Here is a 15969-nt window from a genome sequence, read left to right on the forward strand (position 1 = left end):
CGGGCAAGTCCTGACTGAGCGAAGTTTGGGCTTGCCCGATTTTTTTGCAGGCACAAAAAAGGCCATCTCAAATTATATTTCAATTTGAGACAGCCTCTTTTTTATTTTTCTCAATTCAACACAATCCATGAAAAAAATCAAAAATCTATTTATAATTGCATCCATATATGTAGCCGGATGTACTTCCGCTCCTCCCATATATTATCTGGATGCCACAAATGGAGATGATACGAACTCCGGGCTGTCTGCTGATCATGCATGGAAAACACTGAAGCGAACAGAAAATCTTTCTCTGGAGAAGGGAGCCAAATTGTTGTTAAAACGTGGAGATACCTTCAAAGGAGAACTGAGAATAACCGGAAAGGGAGATTCTCAAGCCCCCATTATCATTGACGCTTATGGGGAAGGAAAACAAAAACCACGTATCATAGGAAATGACTCTTCTATGTACGCTGTATGCATCTCCAATTCGGATTATCTAACTATCCAAAACCTGGAAATAATCAATACAGGGAAAAAAACATTGGCTGGACGTACAGGACTAAAAGTGGAATGCATGAATTATGGTGTATCACATAACCTTAGAATTAATAATATTACTGTACGGGATGTCAATGGCTCCCTTATCAAAGAAGAAGGAGGAGGTAGTGGAATCCTAATTGTCAATGGCGGCGACAGTATTCGTTCCCGCTTTGACAGCCTGACGATTGAAAATTGCCATATCCTACGCTGTGCGCGCAATGCCATGATCTGGAGCGGATATTACGACCGAAAAAACTGGTATCCGAATACCCACACCATCGTAAGAAAAAATCTCATTGAAGAAGTTCCAGGCGATGGCATCGTTCCCATCGGATGCGACAGCACACTGATTGAATATAATCTTATGTGCAACTCTCCCGATACCCTAACCATGACAGAAGCTGCGGCAGGTATATGGCCTTGGAGTTGCGACAATACTATCATACAATACAATGAAGTGAGCCATCATAAAGCACCCTGGGATGCCCAAGGCTTTGACTCTGACTACAATTGTCAAAACACCCTCATACAATATAACTACAGTCATGACAATTATGGAGGCATGGTCTTAATATGCAATAGCGGAGAAGCAGGAGATTATAGTTGTGGCAATATCGGAAGTGTAATTCGATATAATATCAGTATCGGTGATGGAATACGCCCCAAAGAAACAAGACAAGGAATGTTCTCACCCGGTATTCATATTGCTGGTCCAGTAAGACGAACCTTAATTGAACGAAATATCGTACATGCCAATCATAAACCATGCACTACCACAGACCGGACAATGATTACTTCTGATTCATGGAATGGATACGCAGACAGCACCTGCTTCCGGCAGAATATTTTTTACGCCGCAGAGCCAAGCCGTTTCGATTTGACTTCTTCAACCCACAATATCTTCGAGCAAAATGCTTATATTGGCAAATTCAAAAACCAGCCGGAACACTCTCCTAATCTCAAAGCAGAAAATATTTACAAAACAAAAGTCTTAGATATATCTGCTGACGGATACAAAGGCTTGTATCATCTTATGGATTCTATAGCAATAAAAGACCGTAAACTTCATTACATAAATCCAAAGCGTGCTGAAATCTTCTTCAATACGATATTCGTAGAAACTAAATAACAATTATCCCCTCATTTCTCCTAATGCCAGAAAAATGAGGGGATAATTATTTTTCATGAATCAACGTCCAAAACGTTCTTTCAATTTGGCAAGCATATCTTTAGTCATCGCATCCAAGTCATATTCTGGTTTCCATCCCCATTCCTCGCGGGCACAAGTATCATCCAAGGAGTTGGGCCATGATTCGGCAATAGCCTGACGCAAAGGATCTACCTGATATTCCATCTCAAAATCTGGAAGATACTTCCGTATCTGATGATAAATGGTGTCTGGTTCAAAGCTCATGGAAGCAATATTAAATGAGTTCCGATGTACCAGCTTCGTCGGATCTGCTTCCATAATTTCGATGGCAGCCCGCAACGCATCCGGCATATACATCATGTCCATATAAGTGCCTGCCGCAATCGGACAAACAAACTTTTCACCTTTTGCTGCTGAATAATAAATATCGACCGCATAGTCAGTAGTACCACCTCCCGGAGGGGTCACATAAGAAATCAATCCCGGAAAACGCACCGAACGGGTATCAACCCCAAAACGTGTAAAATAATAGTCACTCAGCAATTCTCCAGAAACTTTCGTCACACCATACATTGTCTTCGGACGCTGTATGGTATCCTGAGGGGTCTTGTCTTTCGGAGTTCCGGGACCAAACGAACCGATGGAACTCGGCGTAAAGACTGCGCAATTCTTCTCACGAGCCACTTCCAGTGTATTGAACAAACCACCCAATCCAATTTTCCAAGCCAACTGAGGCTTGTTTTCTGCCACAGCCGAAAGCAAGGCTGCCAAATTATAAATAGTATCTACATGATACTGATTTACAGCATCTGCAATTTGTTGGGGATTTGTAATATCTACAATAGCCGAAGGTCCTGACTCTTTCAATTCTCCTTTAGGCTCTGCACCAGGAATATATCCAGCAACTACATTACCTGTATAATTCTTTCTCAAAAGCATCGTGAGTTCCGAACCTATCTGTCCGGTAGCCCCTATTATTAAAATGTTTTTCATTTATGAGTTAGATTTTAAAATTACGAAGCAAATATACAAAAGTTCTTATAAACAAAATAAAAAATAGCATCCTCTTTTATTCTAACTAAAAAAATTGCATATTTGCAAAAGCAAAACCTTAATATCAATACAGGTATGTATAATAACTTCAGAGATTTCCTTAAAAAGGAACTTGCCGACATAGAAGCTGCCGGCTTATATAAGAAAGAACGCATTATCACCACTCCACAGCGCGCAGACATCAAAGTAAACGCAGGAGAGGAAGTACTTAACTTTTGTGCCAACAACTACTTGGGGCTTTCAGACAACAAACGCCTGATTGAAGCAGCCAAGAAAGCAATGGATACACACGGTTACGGAATGTCGTCCGTACGTTTCATCTGCGGCACACAAGACCTTCACAAGCAACTGGAAGCAACCATCTCCGACTATTTCCACACAGAAGATACCATTCTGTATGCAGCTTGCTTTGACGCGAACGGAGGGCTTTTTGAACCTCTTTTCACAGAAGAAGATGCCATTATCTCAGATGCATTGAATCATGCCTCTATCATTGACGGTGTACGTTTGTGCAAAGCGAAACGTTACCGTTATGCGAATGCCGACATGGCTGATTTGGAACGCTGCCTGCAAGAAGCACAAGCACAACGTCATCGCATCATTGCAACCGATGGAGTATTCTCCATGGATGGCAACGTAGCTCCCATGGACAAAATCTGTGAACTGGCTGAAAAATACGATGCTCTCGTCATGGTAGATGAATCACACTCCGCAGGAGTAGTCGGACCTACAGGACATGGCGTAGCAGAACAGTTTAATGTATATGATAAGATTGATATCTTTACAGGAACACTGGGAAAAGCATTTGGAGGTGCCATGGGAGGCTTTACCACCGGAAAGAAAGAGATTATCGACATGCTGCGTCAGCGTTCTCGCCCTTACCTGTTCTCTAACTCTGTAGCTCCAGCCATTGTAGGAGCAAGCCTGGAGATGTTCCGCATACTCAAAGAAAGCAATGCACTGCATGACAAACTAATGGCTAACGTAGCCTATTTCCGCGACAAAATGATTGCCGCAGGTTTCGACATCAAACCAACGCAAAGTGCCATCTGTGCAGTCATGCTATATGATGCTAAGCTATCACAAGATTTTGCAGCCCGCATGCAGGAAGAAGGAATCTATGTCACAGGATTCTATTATCCAGTGGTTCCCAAAGGACAGGCACGTATCCGCGTGCAACTCTCAGCCGGTCACGAACAATGCCATCTGGACAAAGCAATCCAAGCCTTTATTAAGGTAGGTAAAGAGTTAAACGTCATCAAATAACCTTCTACTAAAAAAATCACACTCTCGAAAGGCTGTCTTTTTTACATCCAGAGAAAGACAGCCTTTCTTCTTTACTCTCAAAACACGTGTATGAATTCGTAAATTTCGGACAACCGTTCTACTTTACAATCTGCGTTTCCGGCCAGTTCACCAAATACAATTTTTCCGTCGCACGAGTAAAGGCTGTATAAAGCCAGCGAAAATAATCTGGTGAAAGCATTTCCTCTGTCACATATCCTTGGTCTAGAAACACCCGCTTCCATTGCCCACCCTGAGCCTTATGGCAAGTAACAGCATAAGCATATTTTACCTGAAGCGCATTGTAATAAGGATCTTCTTTCATTTTTTTCATTCGCTCACGCTTGCTTGGCAAATCTGCATAATCTTCCAATATGGCATAAAACAAGCGATCATTCTCTTCCTTTGATAAGGATGGAGCATCCGAATGAAGCGTATCCAGCAATATTTTTACTTCCAGTTCCAAACCTCCATAATCAGGAAATGAGAGCAGTACATCCGCAAAACGAAATCCATACATTTCACGCACACGACGCACTCTACGTACTACCGCCACATCTCCATTGGCGATAAAATCCAGCTCCTTACAATCTGTTCCCCAAAAATAATTATTCCTAGCCACCATCAGCATATCTCCCCCATTCAATTCATCTTCCCGATATAAGATAGAATTTCGAATACCTTTATTATATAAAGAAGTACGTTTATTGGAACGACATATTACAATGGTCTCATCAAGTCCCACAGTGTCATAACAATCATTAAGAGTCTCTATCAGTTCATTTCCCGGCAATACGCAAATATCCGAAAAGCCTTTACAGTTTATCTTGGGGTATTCAAAATATGCTTCATCCATAATTGACGTACGCAAAGCTGTCGCATTCAGTAGAATACCAGAATGCCCTATTTGCCTTACTACTTGTGTAAGCATACATTCCTTCACTTCCAATCCATATCCCTGCAACACAGACACAGAAAGTGCCGGACTCTCTTCTTCTCCTACCGGAGGAAGCTGTGCGGTATCCCCAACCAACATCAACCGACATCCCATACCATTATATACATACTGCACCAAATCGTCCAACAAACGTCCCGTCCCGAAATGTCCCCCTGAAAGTCCTTCATTGGCAATCATGGACGCTTCGTCTACGATGAACAAAGTATTACGATGCAAATTCTGGTTAGCCGTAAAATTATCAGTCTCATTAGAAAATGATTTCTGACGATAAATCTTCTTATGTATCGTATACGCAGGGTGCCCGGCATAACCTGAAAAAACTTTCGCGGCCCTTCCCGTAGGCGCCAGTAACACCGTTTTCCACTTTAACTGCTCAAGCGTACGGACCAAAGCAGCCGTTAATGTAGTTTTTCCTGTTCCCGCATATCCCTTCATCAAAAAAACCGTCTCCTCGGAAGGTAACAATAAAAAATCCACAAAACTTTTCAACGTATTTTCCTGCTCATCTGTTGGTTTGTAAGAAAAATTTCGCTTAATTTGCTGCGATAAATCATTATTTAACATAAAGCCAGTATAAAAAGTTTACGTAAGATTGACGTGGTTCAAGTAAATTATTTATTTTTGCGCTACGAATATAAACTAAAAAAACAATATTATCATGAAAACAGTTATTAATCTTGTGTTGGCCGCCTGTGTGATTTGCTTGGTATATATATGCTATGGCAGTATTATGGGCCCTATTAATTTCGACAATGAGAAAAAAGTCAGAGAAAAAGCTATCATTGCCCGTCTGATCGATATCCGTAAAGCTCAACAGGAATATCGTACAGTTCACAACGGAGCCTATACTGCAAGTTTCGACAGCCTGATTGCTTTTGTAAAAACGGCCAAACTTCCGTTCATTATGAAAGTAGGTTCTTTGACTGATGACCAGCTGAACAACGGAATGACTGAAAAGAAAGCCATGGACTTGATCAATAAAGCAAAGAAAACCGGAAACTGGAGTGAAGTAGAAAAAGAAGGTTTACAGAACTTCCGTCGTGATACGATGTGGGTAGCCGTAATGGATACAATCTTCGAAAAAGGATTCAATCCAGACTCTTTGGCATACGTACCTTATGGAAATGGTGCAAAATTTGAAATGGCCATTCGTCAGGATACCACCAAGTCAGGTGCTCCTCTGAACTTGTTCCAGGCTCAGGTTGCATACGATGTATATTTGAAAGGATTGAACGAACAAGAATTGATTAACTTGAAGGATATGCAGACTAAATTAGGCAAGTACTGCGGTCTGAAAGTTGGTGATATCGAACAGCCTAACAATAATGCAGGAAACTGGGAATAATCCTATGGTCCAACCCATTGATTTTAATAAATCAGAACAGTATATATTATCCATCCGTCTGAGTACGGATGGATTTTCTTTTTCTATCTACCACCCTCAACGCAACGAGGAAGTATATTTCAGTTCTTCTCCTGTCAATACCCAACGTTCAATGGCTGCTAATGTAAAAGCCTATCTGACAGAAACTGAAGAGCTAAAACATAAGTTCAAACAAGTCAATATTCTTATTCATACAACCCGTTATACATCCATCCCCTTGGAATTGTATGAAGACGAACAGACAGAATTATTGTTTTATCAGAATCTTCCTTCTCAAAACAATGAAGTGATTCTCTGCAACATTTTGGGAAAAAGCAACGTTGTCATTCTCTTCGGACTGGATAAACTGACTCATCTATTCCTGACCGAACATTTTCCGGATGCCCGTCTATTTGCATCAGTCAGTCCGCTGACGGAATATTTTTCACGCAAATGCAGGTTGGACGATACCCGCAAACTATTTGCTGTATGCCATCCGGAAAGTATCGAAGTGATAGGATTTGAAAAAGAAAAACTATTCATTCTAAACTCCTTTTCTGTTTCCGGCATCAACGATTCATGCTATTACCTGCTTAATATATGGCAACAAGCCGGATTCAATCAGGAGGAAGACAAACTATACCTTATCGGAACTCATAGAATTCCACAAGGGGATTATCTGTCACAACTCTTAAAAAAATATATACGGAAATTTTACATCACTAACCCACAGATGGAATTCAACAATACGGAAATAAGCCGTATCAAACAGATTCCATTTGATATGTTATCTTTAATTTCATGCGAGTAATAAGCGGTATATACAAACGAAGACGCTTCGATGTGCCTCATACATTCAAAGCACGCCCTACCACGGATTTTGCTAAAGAAAACCTGTTTAACGTACTCAACAACTACATCGACTTTGAAGATGGAGTGACAGCACTTGATTTGTTTTCAGGTACAGGCAGTATCAGTATAGAACTGGTGTCCAGAGGCTGTGACCAAGTCATTTCAGTAGAAAAAGACCCGCAACATCATGCGTTCATCAGCAAGGTCATGAGAGAAGTCAAGACAGACAAATGTATTCCTCTCCGAGCTGATGTATTCAAATACATAGAGAAATGCGGTCTACAATTCGACTTTATCTTTGCAGACCCACCCTATGCCCTCAAAGAACTGGCAACTATACCTGACCTTATTTTTCAATATAACCTGTTGAAACCAGAAGGTATTTTCGTATTGGAGCATGGGAAAAATCTTAATTTTGAAAGTCATCCTTGTTTTTTTGAGCACCGCCATTATGGAAGCGTCAACTTTTCTTTCTTCAAAGTAAAGGAGCAAACAGACGAACAACCGACTCTGTAACCTTATTTTTCCATGAACGCTTTTCCCACACCCGGGCCGAAAGTAACATACAGTCTTTTTGATCCGCTAAAAAGATTTCCCGTAAAGCCAATGCTGTTTCCTTATCATAGAAAAAAGCATTGGCTTCAAAATTATGCTCAAAACTACGAAAATCCATATTGGTAGATCCAACCGTAGAAAATTCATCGTCACATACCATTAACTTAGAATGTAAGAACCCCTTCTTGTACAAATAAATCTTGACACCCGCCTTCATCATCTCCGACAAATAGGAAAGAGAGCCTTTATGAATCAGCCAAGAGTCTCCTTTCTTAGGTAACATAACCCTCACGTCTACACCAGACAAAGCCACCGTCTGCAGGGCAACCATAATCTCCTCATTAGGAAGGAAATAGGGAGTCTGCACATAAAAATACCGCTTAGCTCCACAAATAGCCATCATCAGCCCTTGCATAATATCCCTCCATTCACCAACCGGATCGGAGGTAACAACTTGAGCCAACACATTTCCTCTCACCACGATCTTAGGGAAATAATCAGCAGACGTCAATAAAGTACAATCAATGGCATACCAGTCGGTCAGAAAGGCAGTCTGTAATCCATAGACAGCTTTCCCCTCCAGTCTGACATGAGTATCTCTCCAAATTCCTTTTCCCAATCCCTTCACATAACGCTCGGCCAAGTTCATTCCACCAATAAACCCCACGCATCCGTCTATCACCACAATTTTACGATGATTACGATAATTAACTTTACTAGTAAACTGTGGAAAACGTACTTTTAAAAATGACATTGCCTCTATTCCCTCACAAAGCATCTGTTCATAAAAGTCATGAGAGACTTTCCAACAACCCACATCATCATACAACACCCGTATCTTCACTCCTTCACGGGCACGATCAATCAGTGCATCACGCACCAATCTACCCACCGCATCATCTTCAAAGATATAAAATTCCAGATGGATATGATGCTGGGCTCTATAAATTTCCTTCAACAAATCAGACAGCATAGATACCGCATCCGTATAGACCGTCACCTTATTACCAGCAAAAGGAAGTGCATTGTTTACATGGCTGAAGAAGTCCATCAAACGCAATTTTCCGTACTCCCCTAACATCGATACAGAAGGCTGCGCCTGATATTCTGCCATAGGACGCTTGCTTAGACGTGCATATCCCTTCCTGCTTATCAAACGCTCCTTGCGCGTACTACGCCCAAAAAATAAATAAAGAATCAAGCCAGCAACCGGCAGAAAGAACAAAACAAGAATCCAAGCCATCGTTTTTACCGGATTCCGGTTATCGAGAATCACGACAAAAATAGTTGTCAGTATCACCGCAAAATACAGAAAATAGATTACGGCCATAAAAATACTATTCCAAACTGCTATGTCCATCTCATATTTTGGTTTTCAACAAAAATACGAGTTATTTGTAAAAAGGCAAAAAAAATGCCGCAAAAGTCCAATACGACTCTTGCGGCATTTTCTCTCTTTCATCAGAACCGACGGGGTCCGTGTCCACCTCCAGGTCCAAAGCCCGGACCTCCACCCGGGCCACCCATACGCGGCCCAGCACCTTTTCCACCAAACAAATTCAAACGATAGATAAAATGAACCATGCAGTAACTATAGATTGCATTGTATTCCGTATCACTTCGCATCGCCGCACTGATGACACGACTGATATTACTCTGATTACGCAAAATATCATAGAACTGAATGCTGACTGTCGCCGCATTGCCTTTCAAGAAATCCTGTGAAATCTGCGCATTCCAAATCAACTCATCCCGGTTCATACTTGCATCTGCATATCCACGACGTGAATTCTGAGAGATATCTGTAGCAATCGACATATTCCAAGGCAAACGGACATTCGTACTGGCACCGTAGGAGAACTGATAAGTATCCATGTTATTCTCCTCCTGGAAACTGTTGCGGGAATGTGTGTAAGCCAACGAACCATTCAGTGAGAACTCCCACCAGTCATTCCGGTAAGTACCTCTCAAACGTTCACTCAAAGAAAGTTGGCGTGTTTTGTTTTTATCGGATGCGCTTTGCGACTGTGTATCGCTCATATAACTTACAATATTATTATAACGCGCCATAGTGAATGTATTGATGGTATATTTTTTATTTCTCAAAGCTGTGTTCGACCCTAAAATACCAAACAAGTTCCAGTTTCCATTAATGTTTTCCGGCTGAGTAATTGTTCCACCGGTTGTCGGGTCGTATGTACTTCGGTTACTGATACTGTTCATCACGTTCTCAAAACGGAAGTGCGTCATGATACCGCGTTGTTTCTTCGCATCAAACGTATTATAAAAAGCCATGAACGTATTCGTAAATGCCGGTTTCAACCCCGGATTACCCCGACGGATATTCAACGGGTCGGTCGTATCTTCAATCGGAAGCAAGTCGGTCATACTCGGCTGAGAGCTTCTTCCCCGATAGTTGATTCGCAACTGGCTGGTCTTAGAAAAATTATAACGGAAATCAAAAGTCGGAGTGAAATTAAACACGTTACGAATCGCTACCGTATCCAATTGGTCTTTCTTGTAAGACAACTTAGATTTCTGTGGCTGGAAAGAAAATCCGGCATTCAAACGCATTTTCTCACGAATCCATCTTAAAGAGATATCTGCCTGATGATTATAGTAGGTGTATTCGGCACTCTTACTATTCTGCGTATCCAGCACTCCCGTATGGTCACCACCGAATCCCTGGCTAATAACCCAATCTTCAGGCATCGTATAAGTGGAGTTGTCACTCTTCGAACGCTTGTATTGGAAATTATAGCTGAACTGCAGGAAACCACCCTTGAAAATCGGCTCACTGTACGTAAACCGGGCACTATAATTGTAATTCAAGGTCGGTGTAGTGATGTAACGGTTCAAGATTTCCAGACGTTCGGCATCCGTTTTCTGGAAGTATTCCGTTTCTGATTCAGAGAACTGCTCACTTGAACTGTTCGTATAGTTATAAGTTCCACGGAAAGTAATGTTACGGCCAGCCTTTCCCAAACGACGGTTAATCATAGCCGAACCACCGACATTGAAATCACTGCTCTTTTGCAAACTGTTACGTGCGATTGTATTAATAATCGCCTCTTCCGGAATCAATGTAGACAAGTTCTCACCCGCATTTAAAATCTCATCGGTAGTATATCCGGGGTCCTGATTAAACGTAAATGAATTGCTACTGCTTCCATTGTTATTCTTTCCATAGGTCAGACGCGGACGAAAAATAACTGTAGTCATTGTATCCGGTTTCCACTCAATACGGAAATCAGCGGTCAATGAAGTGGTTTTGTTCCGGTTTGCGGTCATCGCATTCTTGAACGAACTGCTTTCGGTAGACACAAAGGTTTCCGAAGCTTGTTTACTGATGATATCCGCATCCTTGTAATTGTAGTTCACACTACCGCCGGTTTCCAGTTTTTCACTCTGTGTACTAAAGTTGAAACCACCCATTTTAATGCTGGTCAATCCATTTTGTCCACCCCAGCGGAAACCACCTCCACCTCCCGGGTAGCCATTGTCATTTACATTATTCATTGAACCAATGACTGTAAACTGGTTATTCCCAACAAACCGATTCAACATCAGTTTACCACTATAACGATCTTCCGTTCCTGCTGCAAGGTCCACATTTCCAAACCAGCCCTTATTCATTCCCGGCTTTACGCTTAAGTCAAGTACCGTTTCTTCTTCCCCATCATCAATTCCGGTCACACGCGCCAAATCCGACTGCTTGTCGTATGCCCGCACTTTATCAATGATATTCACCGGCAGATTCTTCATGGCAATATTCGGATCATCGGCAAAGAACTCTTTTCCATCAATCATAATTTTCTTGATTTCCTTACCATTAATCGTTATTTTACCGTTCTCATCCACCTCCGCACCTGGCAATTTCTTCACCAATTCCTCTAAAGCCGAACCTTCAGGTACACGATAGGCAGAACTATTATATACCAGCGTATCTTCGGCAGCCGTTACCTCGGGAGCCTGAGCTACCACCACAGCCTCTGCCAACATAATCGCATCTGCCGCCAATGAAACCTTCCCCACATTCAGTCTAGGATTATTTCTTGACAAAGCTACCTGCTTAAAATAAGGCGAATACCCAATGTATGAAACCTTCAATAAATATTTGCCCGGACGTACTGATAAAGAGAAATGTCCATTCATATCTGTCACATTTCCCACTACCATCGAACTGTCCTTCACTGAAAGGAGTTGCACAGTTGCCTGAATCACAGGCGACTTGTCTCCATCATCTATCACCGTACCCGAAACGGTACCCCGGCTGCTTCCACTTTGTGCAAAAGCGGAAATGGCTACCCCAACCATCAGCAGCATTCCCAATAAAAATCTTTTCATTGCCTTTCCTTTTTTCTTCCATTTGATTAATTGTACCTTTGACAATCATCTTGGAAAAAGGTTTAACCCTCTACCTTCTTTTTTTATTTATTTTGCCGGAAATTTTTCTCTATCCGGGCTTTCTGCATCAAAAATTCCTTACAGAACACATTAATCACCATGTAAACGATGCCTACTGAATTATCTGCTTCCTGCAGATTTCCATCATACGCCGACTTTACCAACATTACGACATAATAAATGCCCCACAAATAAAGAGAAATCACCAATGCCTTTCGCCGAATGGAAAAAGCCTCTTCATTTTCTTCCTTCATCCTGGCCAGAAAAATCATGAACAATGAAATCCAAATCACCATTTTCATACCCAGTTTTACATACAACAGATTTCCATCATTCACCTGTCCGAACATGTACATCAACAAAGGTACGAACACAGCTAGCAACAACAATACATACCCTAACAAACGGCACGAAGCCGGTAAAATTCCTTTCATAACTTGATTTATTTTTTATTCGCACAAAAATACTTAATTGTAAGCCAACATCCGACTTCTTCTAACTTTTTTTCTAAATTTGCGACTAAAACAAATACACTTATGAGTAAACAAGAAGTTATTATTTGCCAAAATTTCACCACGGAACTTCAACAGAAGATATCCGCACATTCATACGACAAAATTTTTGTTCTGACCGACGAACATACCTGCCGCTTCTGCCTACCTTTGCTAGAAGGCATTCCCTGTTTGAAAGAGGCAGAACCAATCGTCATCGGCCCAGAAGACATTCACAAAAACCTGGAAACATTGGCCTATGTATGGAACCAGCTCAGCAGCCGAGGAGCCACACGCCATACCTTACTAATTAATCTGGGGGGAGGTATGGTGACTGACTTGGGAGGATTTGCCGCTGCCACCTTCAAACGAGGTATTTCATACATAAATATCCCCACCACATTGCTTTCCATGGTAGATGCAGCCGTTGGCGGAAAAACAGGAATCAATTTCAACGATTTGAAAAATGAAATCGGCGCTTTTTATCCGGCAGATCAGGTCTTAATCGACAGTGAGTTCCTCAAAACTCTTGACATACAAAATCTGCTTTCCGGCTACGGAGAAATGCTGAAGCATGGTCTCATCAGCAACCAAGCGCACTGGAGTGAACTGCTCACTTTCGACTTTAATCAGATAGATTACTCCAAGCTACAAACCCTCATCGGACAATCCGTAAAGGTAAAAGAAGATATTGTAGAAAAAGACCCCTACGAACAGAACATACGGAAAGCGCTGAACTTCGGTCATACCATCGGACATGCCTTCGAGAGCTTTGCTCTAAAGAGTGAACATCCGGTGCTTCACGGCTATGCCGTAGCTTGGGGGATGGTCTGCGAACTCTATCTTTCCCATCTACGTTGTGGTTTCCCCAAAGAAGCATTACGAACTACCATCCAGTTTATCAAAGAAAACTACGGCAGCCTTTACTTTACGTGCGATGACTATGATGCGCTATACAGCTTGATGAAGCATGACAAGAAAAATATAGCATCCGGTGTAATCAATTTCACCCTGCTGGGAGGAGTCGGCGATATCCGTATCAACCAGACCGCTTCACAGGAAGAAATCTACGAACTACTTGATTTCTATCGCGAAACAATGGGATAAGACCTTTTCCTTTGAGAAAAGTCTTTTCCTGAAATTCAGATGGAATGTCAAAATTAAAATAAATAATTGCGGAAAAAGTTTGCTTATTCCGAATAAAGCGCTACCTTTGCATCCGCAATTCGGGGTGTAGCTCAGCCCGGTTAGAGTACGCGTCTGGGGGGCGTGTGGTCGCTGGTTCGAATCCAGTCACCCCGACTGGTAAAAATGAAGGAGTTAAGTAATAAACTTAGCTCCTTTTTCTTTTATATATGACACATTTATGACACAAATCAAGATGTTTCCCATCACTATATCACTTCGATTAAGAAACAAAAATAAAATAACTGGGGATTATTTATTTTTCTTTATTTAGGTTTACCATAGTTTTATTCAACATATAACATACTTTCGTAGCATATTGAATAAAACAATTTAATATGATTTACGGATACATTAGAGTAAGCAGTGACAAACAGACTGTAGAAAACCAACGTTTCGAAATTAATAATTTCTGCGAACGTGAAAATTTAAAAATTGATGGTTGGATAGAAGAAACCATCAGCGGTACAAAATCCTATAGCAAAAGAGAGTTAGGTAAACTACTCAAGCAAATCCAAAAGGACAATCTTATAATTTGTGCAGAACTTTCACGCTTAGGAAGAAATCTTTTTATGATAATGGAAATTCTTAACCTTTGCATGAGTAAAGAATGTAGGGTCTGGACAATCAAAGACAATTATCGTTTAGGCGAGGATATTCAAAGCAAAGTATTAGCATTTGCCTTTGGCTTATCGGCAGAAATTGAACGTAATCTAATTAGCCAACGCACCAAAGAAGCATTATCACGAAAAAAAGCAGAGGGTGTAATTTTAGGCCGTCCAAAAGGAAAGAAAAGCTCTCCTGAAAAATACAAATTATATAAAAAAGGAACTTGATTCAGGAACTTTTAAATGCAAATATATCTAAGCGGAAAATTGCTGCAATATGTAAAGTTGATAGAAATACATTAGCACGCTATATCAAAACCTTTTTGATAGAAACATAACGAGCGTTTTAGTGCAGCAACAGGCTGTGGAGTGTAACTTCGCTGAGAATGATAGCTGGATTATATTATCTGCGATTGAACAAAGTATTAAGCGTAAAATAGAAGCAGTTGGCACTCCACTTAAAGATTGGGATATTCGAATTAACTACGGAATAAAAACAGGCTTTAATGAAACGTTTGTTATCACTACCGACAAGCGTAATGAAATATTGGCAAATTGTCAAACAGAAGACGAACGTACTAGAACAGCTGAATTAATACGACCGATTTTAAGAGGACGTGATATTAAACGTTATGCTTATAATTGGGCTGGTTTATATCTTATTGCGACTTTTCCTTCCCGCCACTATGACATAGAAACGTATCCAGCGGTTAAATAGTATCTTTTGACATTTGGTATTGAAAAGCTTGAACAGACTGGAAAGACCTATATCGTTAATGGTGAAAAAATTAAGGCTCGTAAAAAGACGTAAGCATTCGGTAAACCACGTATTTTCGTCTCCAACTTCCATCATTAACTTTACGTCCAAAAAGCCAAGTTATGATGACACGAGAAGAAGTGGTAGAGATAATGAACTACTGCAAAGAGCACAAAATGACTTATAAGTCAAGACTGGAGGAACTCAATATCCCTGTATGGCGGTTTTATGACAGCAAATCCCGTTATGCCGCCGAGCAATCATCTGGTAAAACGGCTCAAGGTGAGTTTATCGAGCTTCCGCACAGCGGATCTTTTGTTCCGGTTCCTTCATTTGCCGGAACGAGCGGACGTAAACAGAAAAGTATACCGGCCACGCCAAGCGGATTGAAAGAGATAGAAATACGTACCCCGGCCGGTAGTGCCATACGTATCTGCGGTGAACTGAACGACAAGGAACTGTATTCAATCATCCAGGCCTGCAGCCATGTTCAGCCTTAATGACAGTATGCGCTATCTGTTGTATAACCGCCCTACTGATATGCGCAAAAGCTTTCATACTCTCAGCGGTATCATCACCGACGCCATGGGTCAGGACCCCTGCAGCGGCAATGTGTATATCTTCATAAACCGTGCCCGTGACCGCATAAAGCTCCTGCATTGGGAGCCGGGCGGCATGGTGCTGTATTCCAAACTTCTGGAAGCCGGTACCTTAGGCAAGCCTGATTCTGTCAACGACAATGAGGTCTGTGCAAATATAGAATGGCGGGAACTTGTCATGATAG

Annotated in this window: 14 protein-coding genes, 1 tRNA gene and 1 pseudogene; 11 read left to right on the forward strand and 5 right to left on the reverse strand. The window is 41.4% G+C overall.

The features are described from left to right. Window positions 1-127 precede the first annotated feature (127 nt). Window positions 128-1651: a right-handed parallel beta-helix repeat-containing protein gene (locus OCV81_RS16180; protein ID WP_148330929.1), complete on the forward strand. Its 1524-nt coding sequence runs from the start codon at window positions 128-130 to the stop codon at window positions 1649-1651. Window positions 1652-1711: 60 nt separating this feature from the next. Here OCV81_RS16180 and OCV81_RS16185 read toward each other — a convergent pair whose 3' ends face one another. Further along, complete coding sequence (locus OCV81_RS16185) at window positions 1712-2665, reverse strand: NAD-dependent epimerase/dehydratase family protein (RefSeq protein WP_148330930.1); 954 nt, start codon at window positions 2663-2665, stop codon at window positions 1712-1714. Between the two features lie 135 nt (window positions 2666-2800). On the opposite strand from OCV81_RS16185, the gene kbl reads away from it, so the two are divergent. Further along, the gene (gene kbl, locus OCV81_RS16190) at window positions 2801-3991 is read left to right on the forward strand and encodes a glycine C-acetyltransferase (RefSeq protein ID WP_148330931.1); all 1191 of its coding nucleotides are present in this window, start codon (window positions 2801-2803) and stop codon (window positions 3989-3991) included. Window positions 3992-4109: 118 nt separating this feature from the next. Here the strand turns inward: kbl and OCV81_RS16195 are convergent, their stop codons facing one another. Continuing rightward, a complete protein-coding gene (locus tag OCV81_RS16195; protein WP_148330932.1) occupies window positions 4110-5531 on the reverse strand; it encodes an ATP-dependent DNA helicase in 1422 nt (473 codons plus the stop codon). 94 nt (window positions 5532-5625) lie between these two features. Between OCV81_RS16195 and OCV81_RS16200 the strand changes: the two genes are divergently transcribed. From OCV81_RS16200 to OCV81_RS16210, 3 genes are read left to right on the forward strand one after another with little or no spacing between them, the layout of a single operon-like run. Continuing rightward, window positions 5626-6312, forward strand: a complete 687-nt coding sequence (locus OCV81_RS16200; RefSeq protein WP_148330933.1) for a hypothetical protein — start codon at window positions 5626-5628, stop codon at window positions 6310-6312. A 4-nt stretch (window positions 6313-6316) separates the two neighbouring features. Continuing rightward, window positions 6317-7141 (forward strand): DUF3822 family protein, encoded by an 825-nt coding sequence (locus OCV81_RS16205; protein WP_148330934.1) that lies wholly within the window; start codon window positions 6317-6319, stop codon window positions 7139-7141. Then, window positions 7132-7698 carry an RsmD family RNA methyltransferase gene (locus OCV81_RS16210; RefSeq protein ID WP_148330935.1) on the forward strand — a complete coding sequence of 189 codons (567 nt, stop codon included), beginning with the start codon at window positions 7132-7134 and terminating at the stop codon, window positions 7696-7698. Before OCV81_RS16205 ends, OCV81_RS16210 begins: the two co-directional genes overlap by 10 nt. Here the strand turns inward: OCV81_RS16210 and cls are convergent. The 3 genes from cls to OCV81_RS16225 all read right to left on the reverse strand — a co-directional run bounded on the left by cls (window position 7658) and on the right by OCV81_RS16225 (window position 12578). Beyond that, complete coding sequence (gene cls, locus OCV81_RS16215) at window positions 7658-9097, reverse strand: cardiolipin synthase (protein ID WP_148330936.1); 1440 nt, start codon at window positions 9095-9097, stop codon at window positions 7658-7660. The genes OCV81_RS16210 and cls overlap by 41 nt on opposite strands. A 101-nt stretch (window positions 9098-9198) precedes the next feature. Continuing rightward, complete coding sequence (locus OCV81_RS16220; RefSeq protein WP_148330937.1) at window positions 9199-12084, reverse strand: TonB-dependent receptor; 2886 nt, start codon at window positions 12082-12084, stop codon at window positions 9199-9201. An 83-nt stretch (window positions 12085-12167) separates the two neighbouring features. After that, a complete protein-coding gene (locus OCV81_RS16225) occupies window positions 12168-12578 on the reverse strand; it encodes a hypothetical protein (protein WP_148330938.1) in 411 nt (136 codons plus the stop codon). Between the two features lie 102 nt (window positions 12579-12680). Between OCV81_RS16225 and aroB the strand changes: the two genes are divergently transcribed. From aroB to tnpB, 6 genes and pseudogenes are all read left to right on the forward strand, one after another. After that, complete coding sequence (gene aroB, locus OCV81_RS16230) at window positions 12681-13742, forward strand: 3-dehydroquinate synthase (RefSeq protein ID WP_148330939.1); 1062 nt, start codon at window positions 12681-12683, stop codon at window positions 13740-13742. 120 nt (window positions 13743-13862) lie between these two features. Further along, window positions 13863-13937, forward strand: a tRNA-Pro gene (locus OCV81_RS16235). A gap of 221 nt (window positions 13938-14158) precedes the next feature. After that, window positions 14159-14766, forward strand: a pseudogene (locus tag OCV81_RS16240) (master DNA invertase Mpi family serine-type recombinase). A gap of 11 nt (window positions 14767-14777) precedes the next feature. After that, a complete protein-coding gene (locus tag OCV81_RS16245) occupies window positions 14778-15146 on the forward strand; it encodes a hypothetical protein (RefSeq protein WP_449581950.1) in 369 nt (122 codons plus the stop codon). A 161-nt stretch (window positions 15147-15307) separates the two neighbouring features. Beyond that, window positions 15308-15685, forward strand: a complete 378-nt coding sequence (locus OCV81_RS16250; protein ID WP_225231004.1) for a hypothetical protein — start codon at window positions 15308-15310, stop codon at window positions 15683-15685. Beyond that, window positions 15672-15969: IS66 family insertion sequence element accessory protein TnpB (gene tnpB / locus OCV81_RS16255; RefSeq protein WP_148330940.1), on the forward strand; the 298-nt coding region annotated here is incomplete at its 3' end. The genes OCV81_RS16250 and tnpB, both read left to right, overlap by 14 nt.

The sequence above is a fragment of the Phocaeicola fibrisolvens genome (genome assembly GCF_025567125.1).
Classification (GTDB): Bacteria; Bacteroidota; Bacteroidia; order Bacteroidales; family Bacteroidaceae; genus Phocaeicola; species Phocaeicola fibrisolvens.

Coding starts and splice junctions, on each gene's coding strand:
- OCV81_RS16180 (WP_148330929.1), top strand. CDS start 128: ATGAAAAAAATCAAAAATCTATTTATAATTGCATCCATATATGTAGCC.
- OCV81_RS16185 (WP_148330930.1), bottom strand. CDS start 2,665: ATGAAAAACATTTTAATAATAGGGGCTACCGGACAGATAGGTTCGGAA.
- kbl (WP_148330931.1), top strand. CDS start 2,801: ATGTATAATAACTTCAGAGATTTCCTTAAAAAGGAACTTGCCGACATA.
- OCV81_RS16195 (WP_148330932.1), bottom strand. CDS start 5,531: ATGTTAAATAATGATTTATCGCAGCAAATTAAGCGAAATTTTTCTTAC.
- OCV81_RS16200 (WP_148330933.1), top strand. CDS start 5,626: ATGAAAACAGTTATTAATCTTGTGTTGGCCGCCTGTGTGATTTGCTTG.
- OCV81_RS16205 (WP_148330934.1), top strand. CDS start 6,317: ATGGTCCAACCCATTGATTTTAATAAATCAGAACAGTATATATTATCC.
- OCV81_RS16210 (WP_148330935.1), top strand. CDS start 7,132: ATGCGAGTAATAAGCGGTATATACAAACGAAGACGCTTCGATGTGCCT.
- cls (WP_148330936.1), bottom strand. CDS start 9,097: ATGGACATAGCAGTTTGGAATAGTATTTTTATGGCCGTAATCTATTTT.
- OCV81_RS16220 (WP_148330937.1), bottom strand. CDS start 12,084: ATGAAAAGATTTTTATTGGGAATGCTGCTGATGGTTGGGGTAGCCATT.
- OCV81_RS16225 (WP_148330938.1), bottom strand. CDS start 12,578: ATGAAAGGAATTTTACCGGCTTCGTGCCGTTTGTTAGGGTATGTATTG.
- aroB (WP_148330939.1), top strand. CDS start 12,681: ATGAGTAAACAAGAAGTTATTATTTGCCAAAATTTCACCACGGAACTT.
- OCV81_RS16250 (WP_225231004.1), top strand. CDS start 15,308: ATGATGACACGAGAAGAAGTGGTAGAGATAATGAACTACTGCAAAGAG.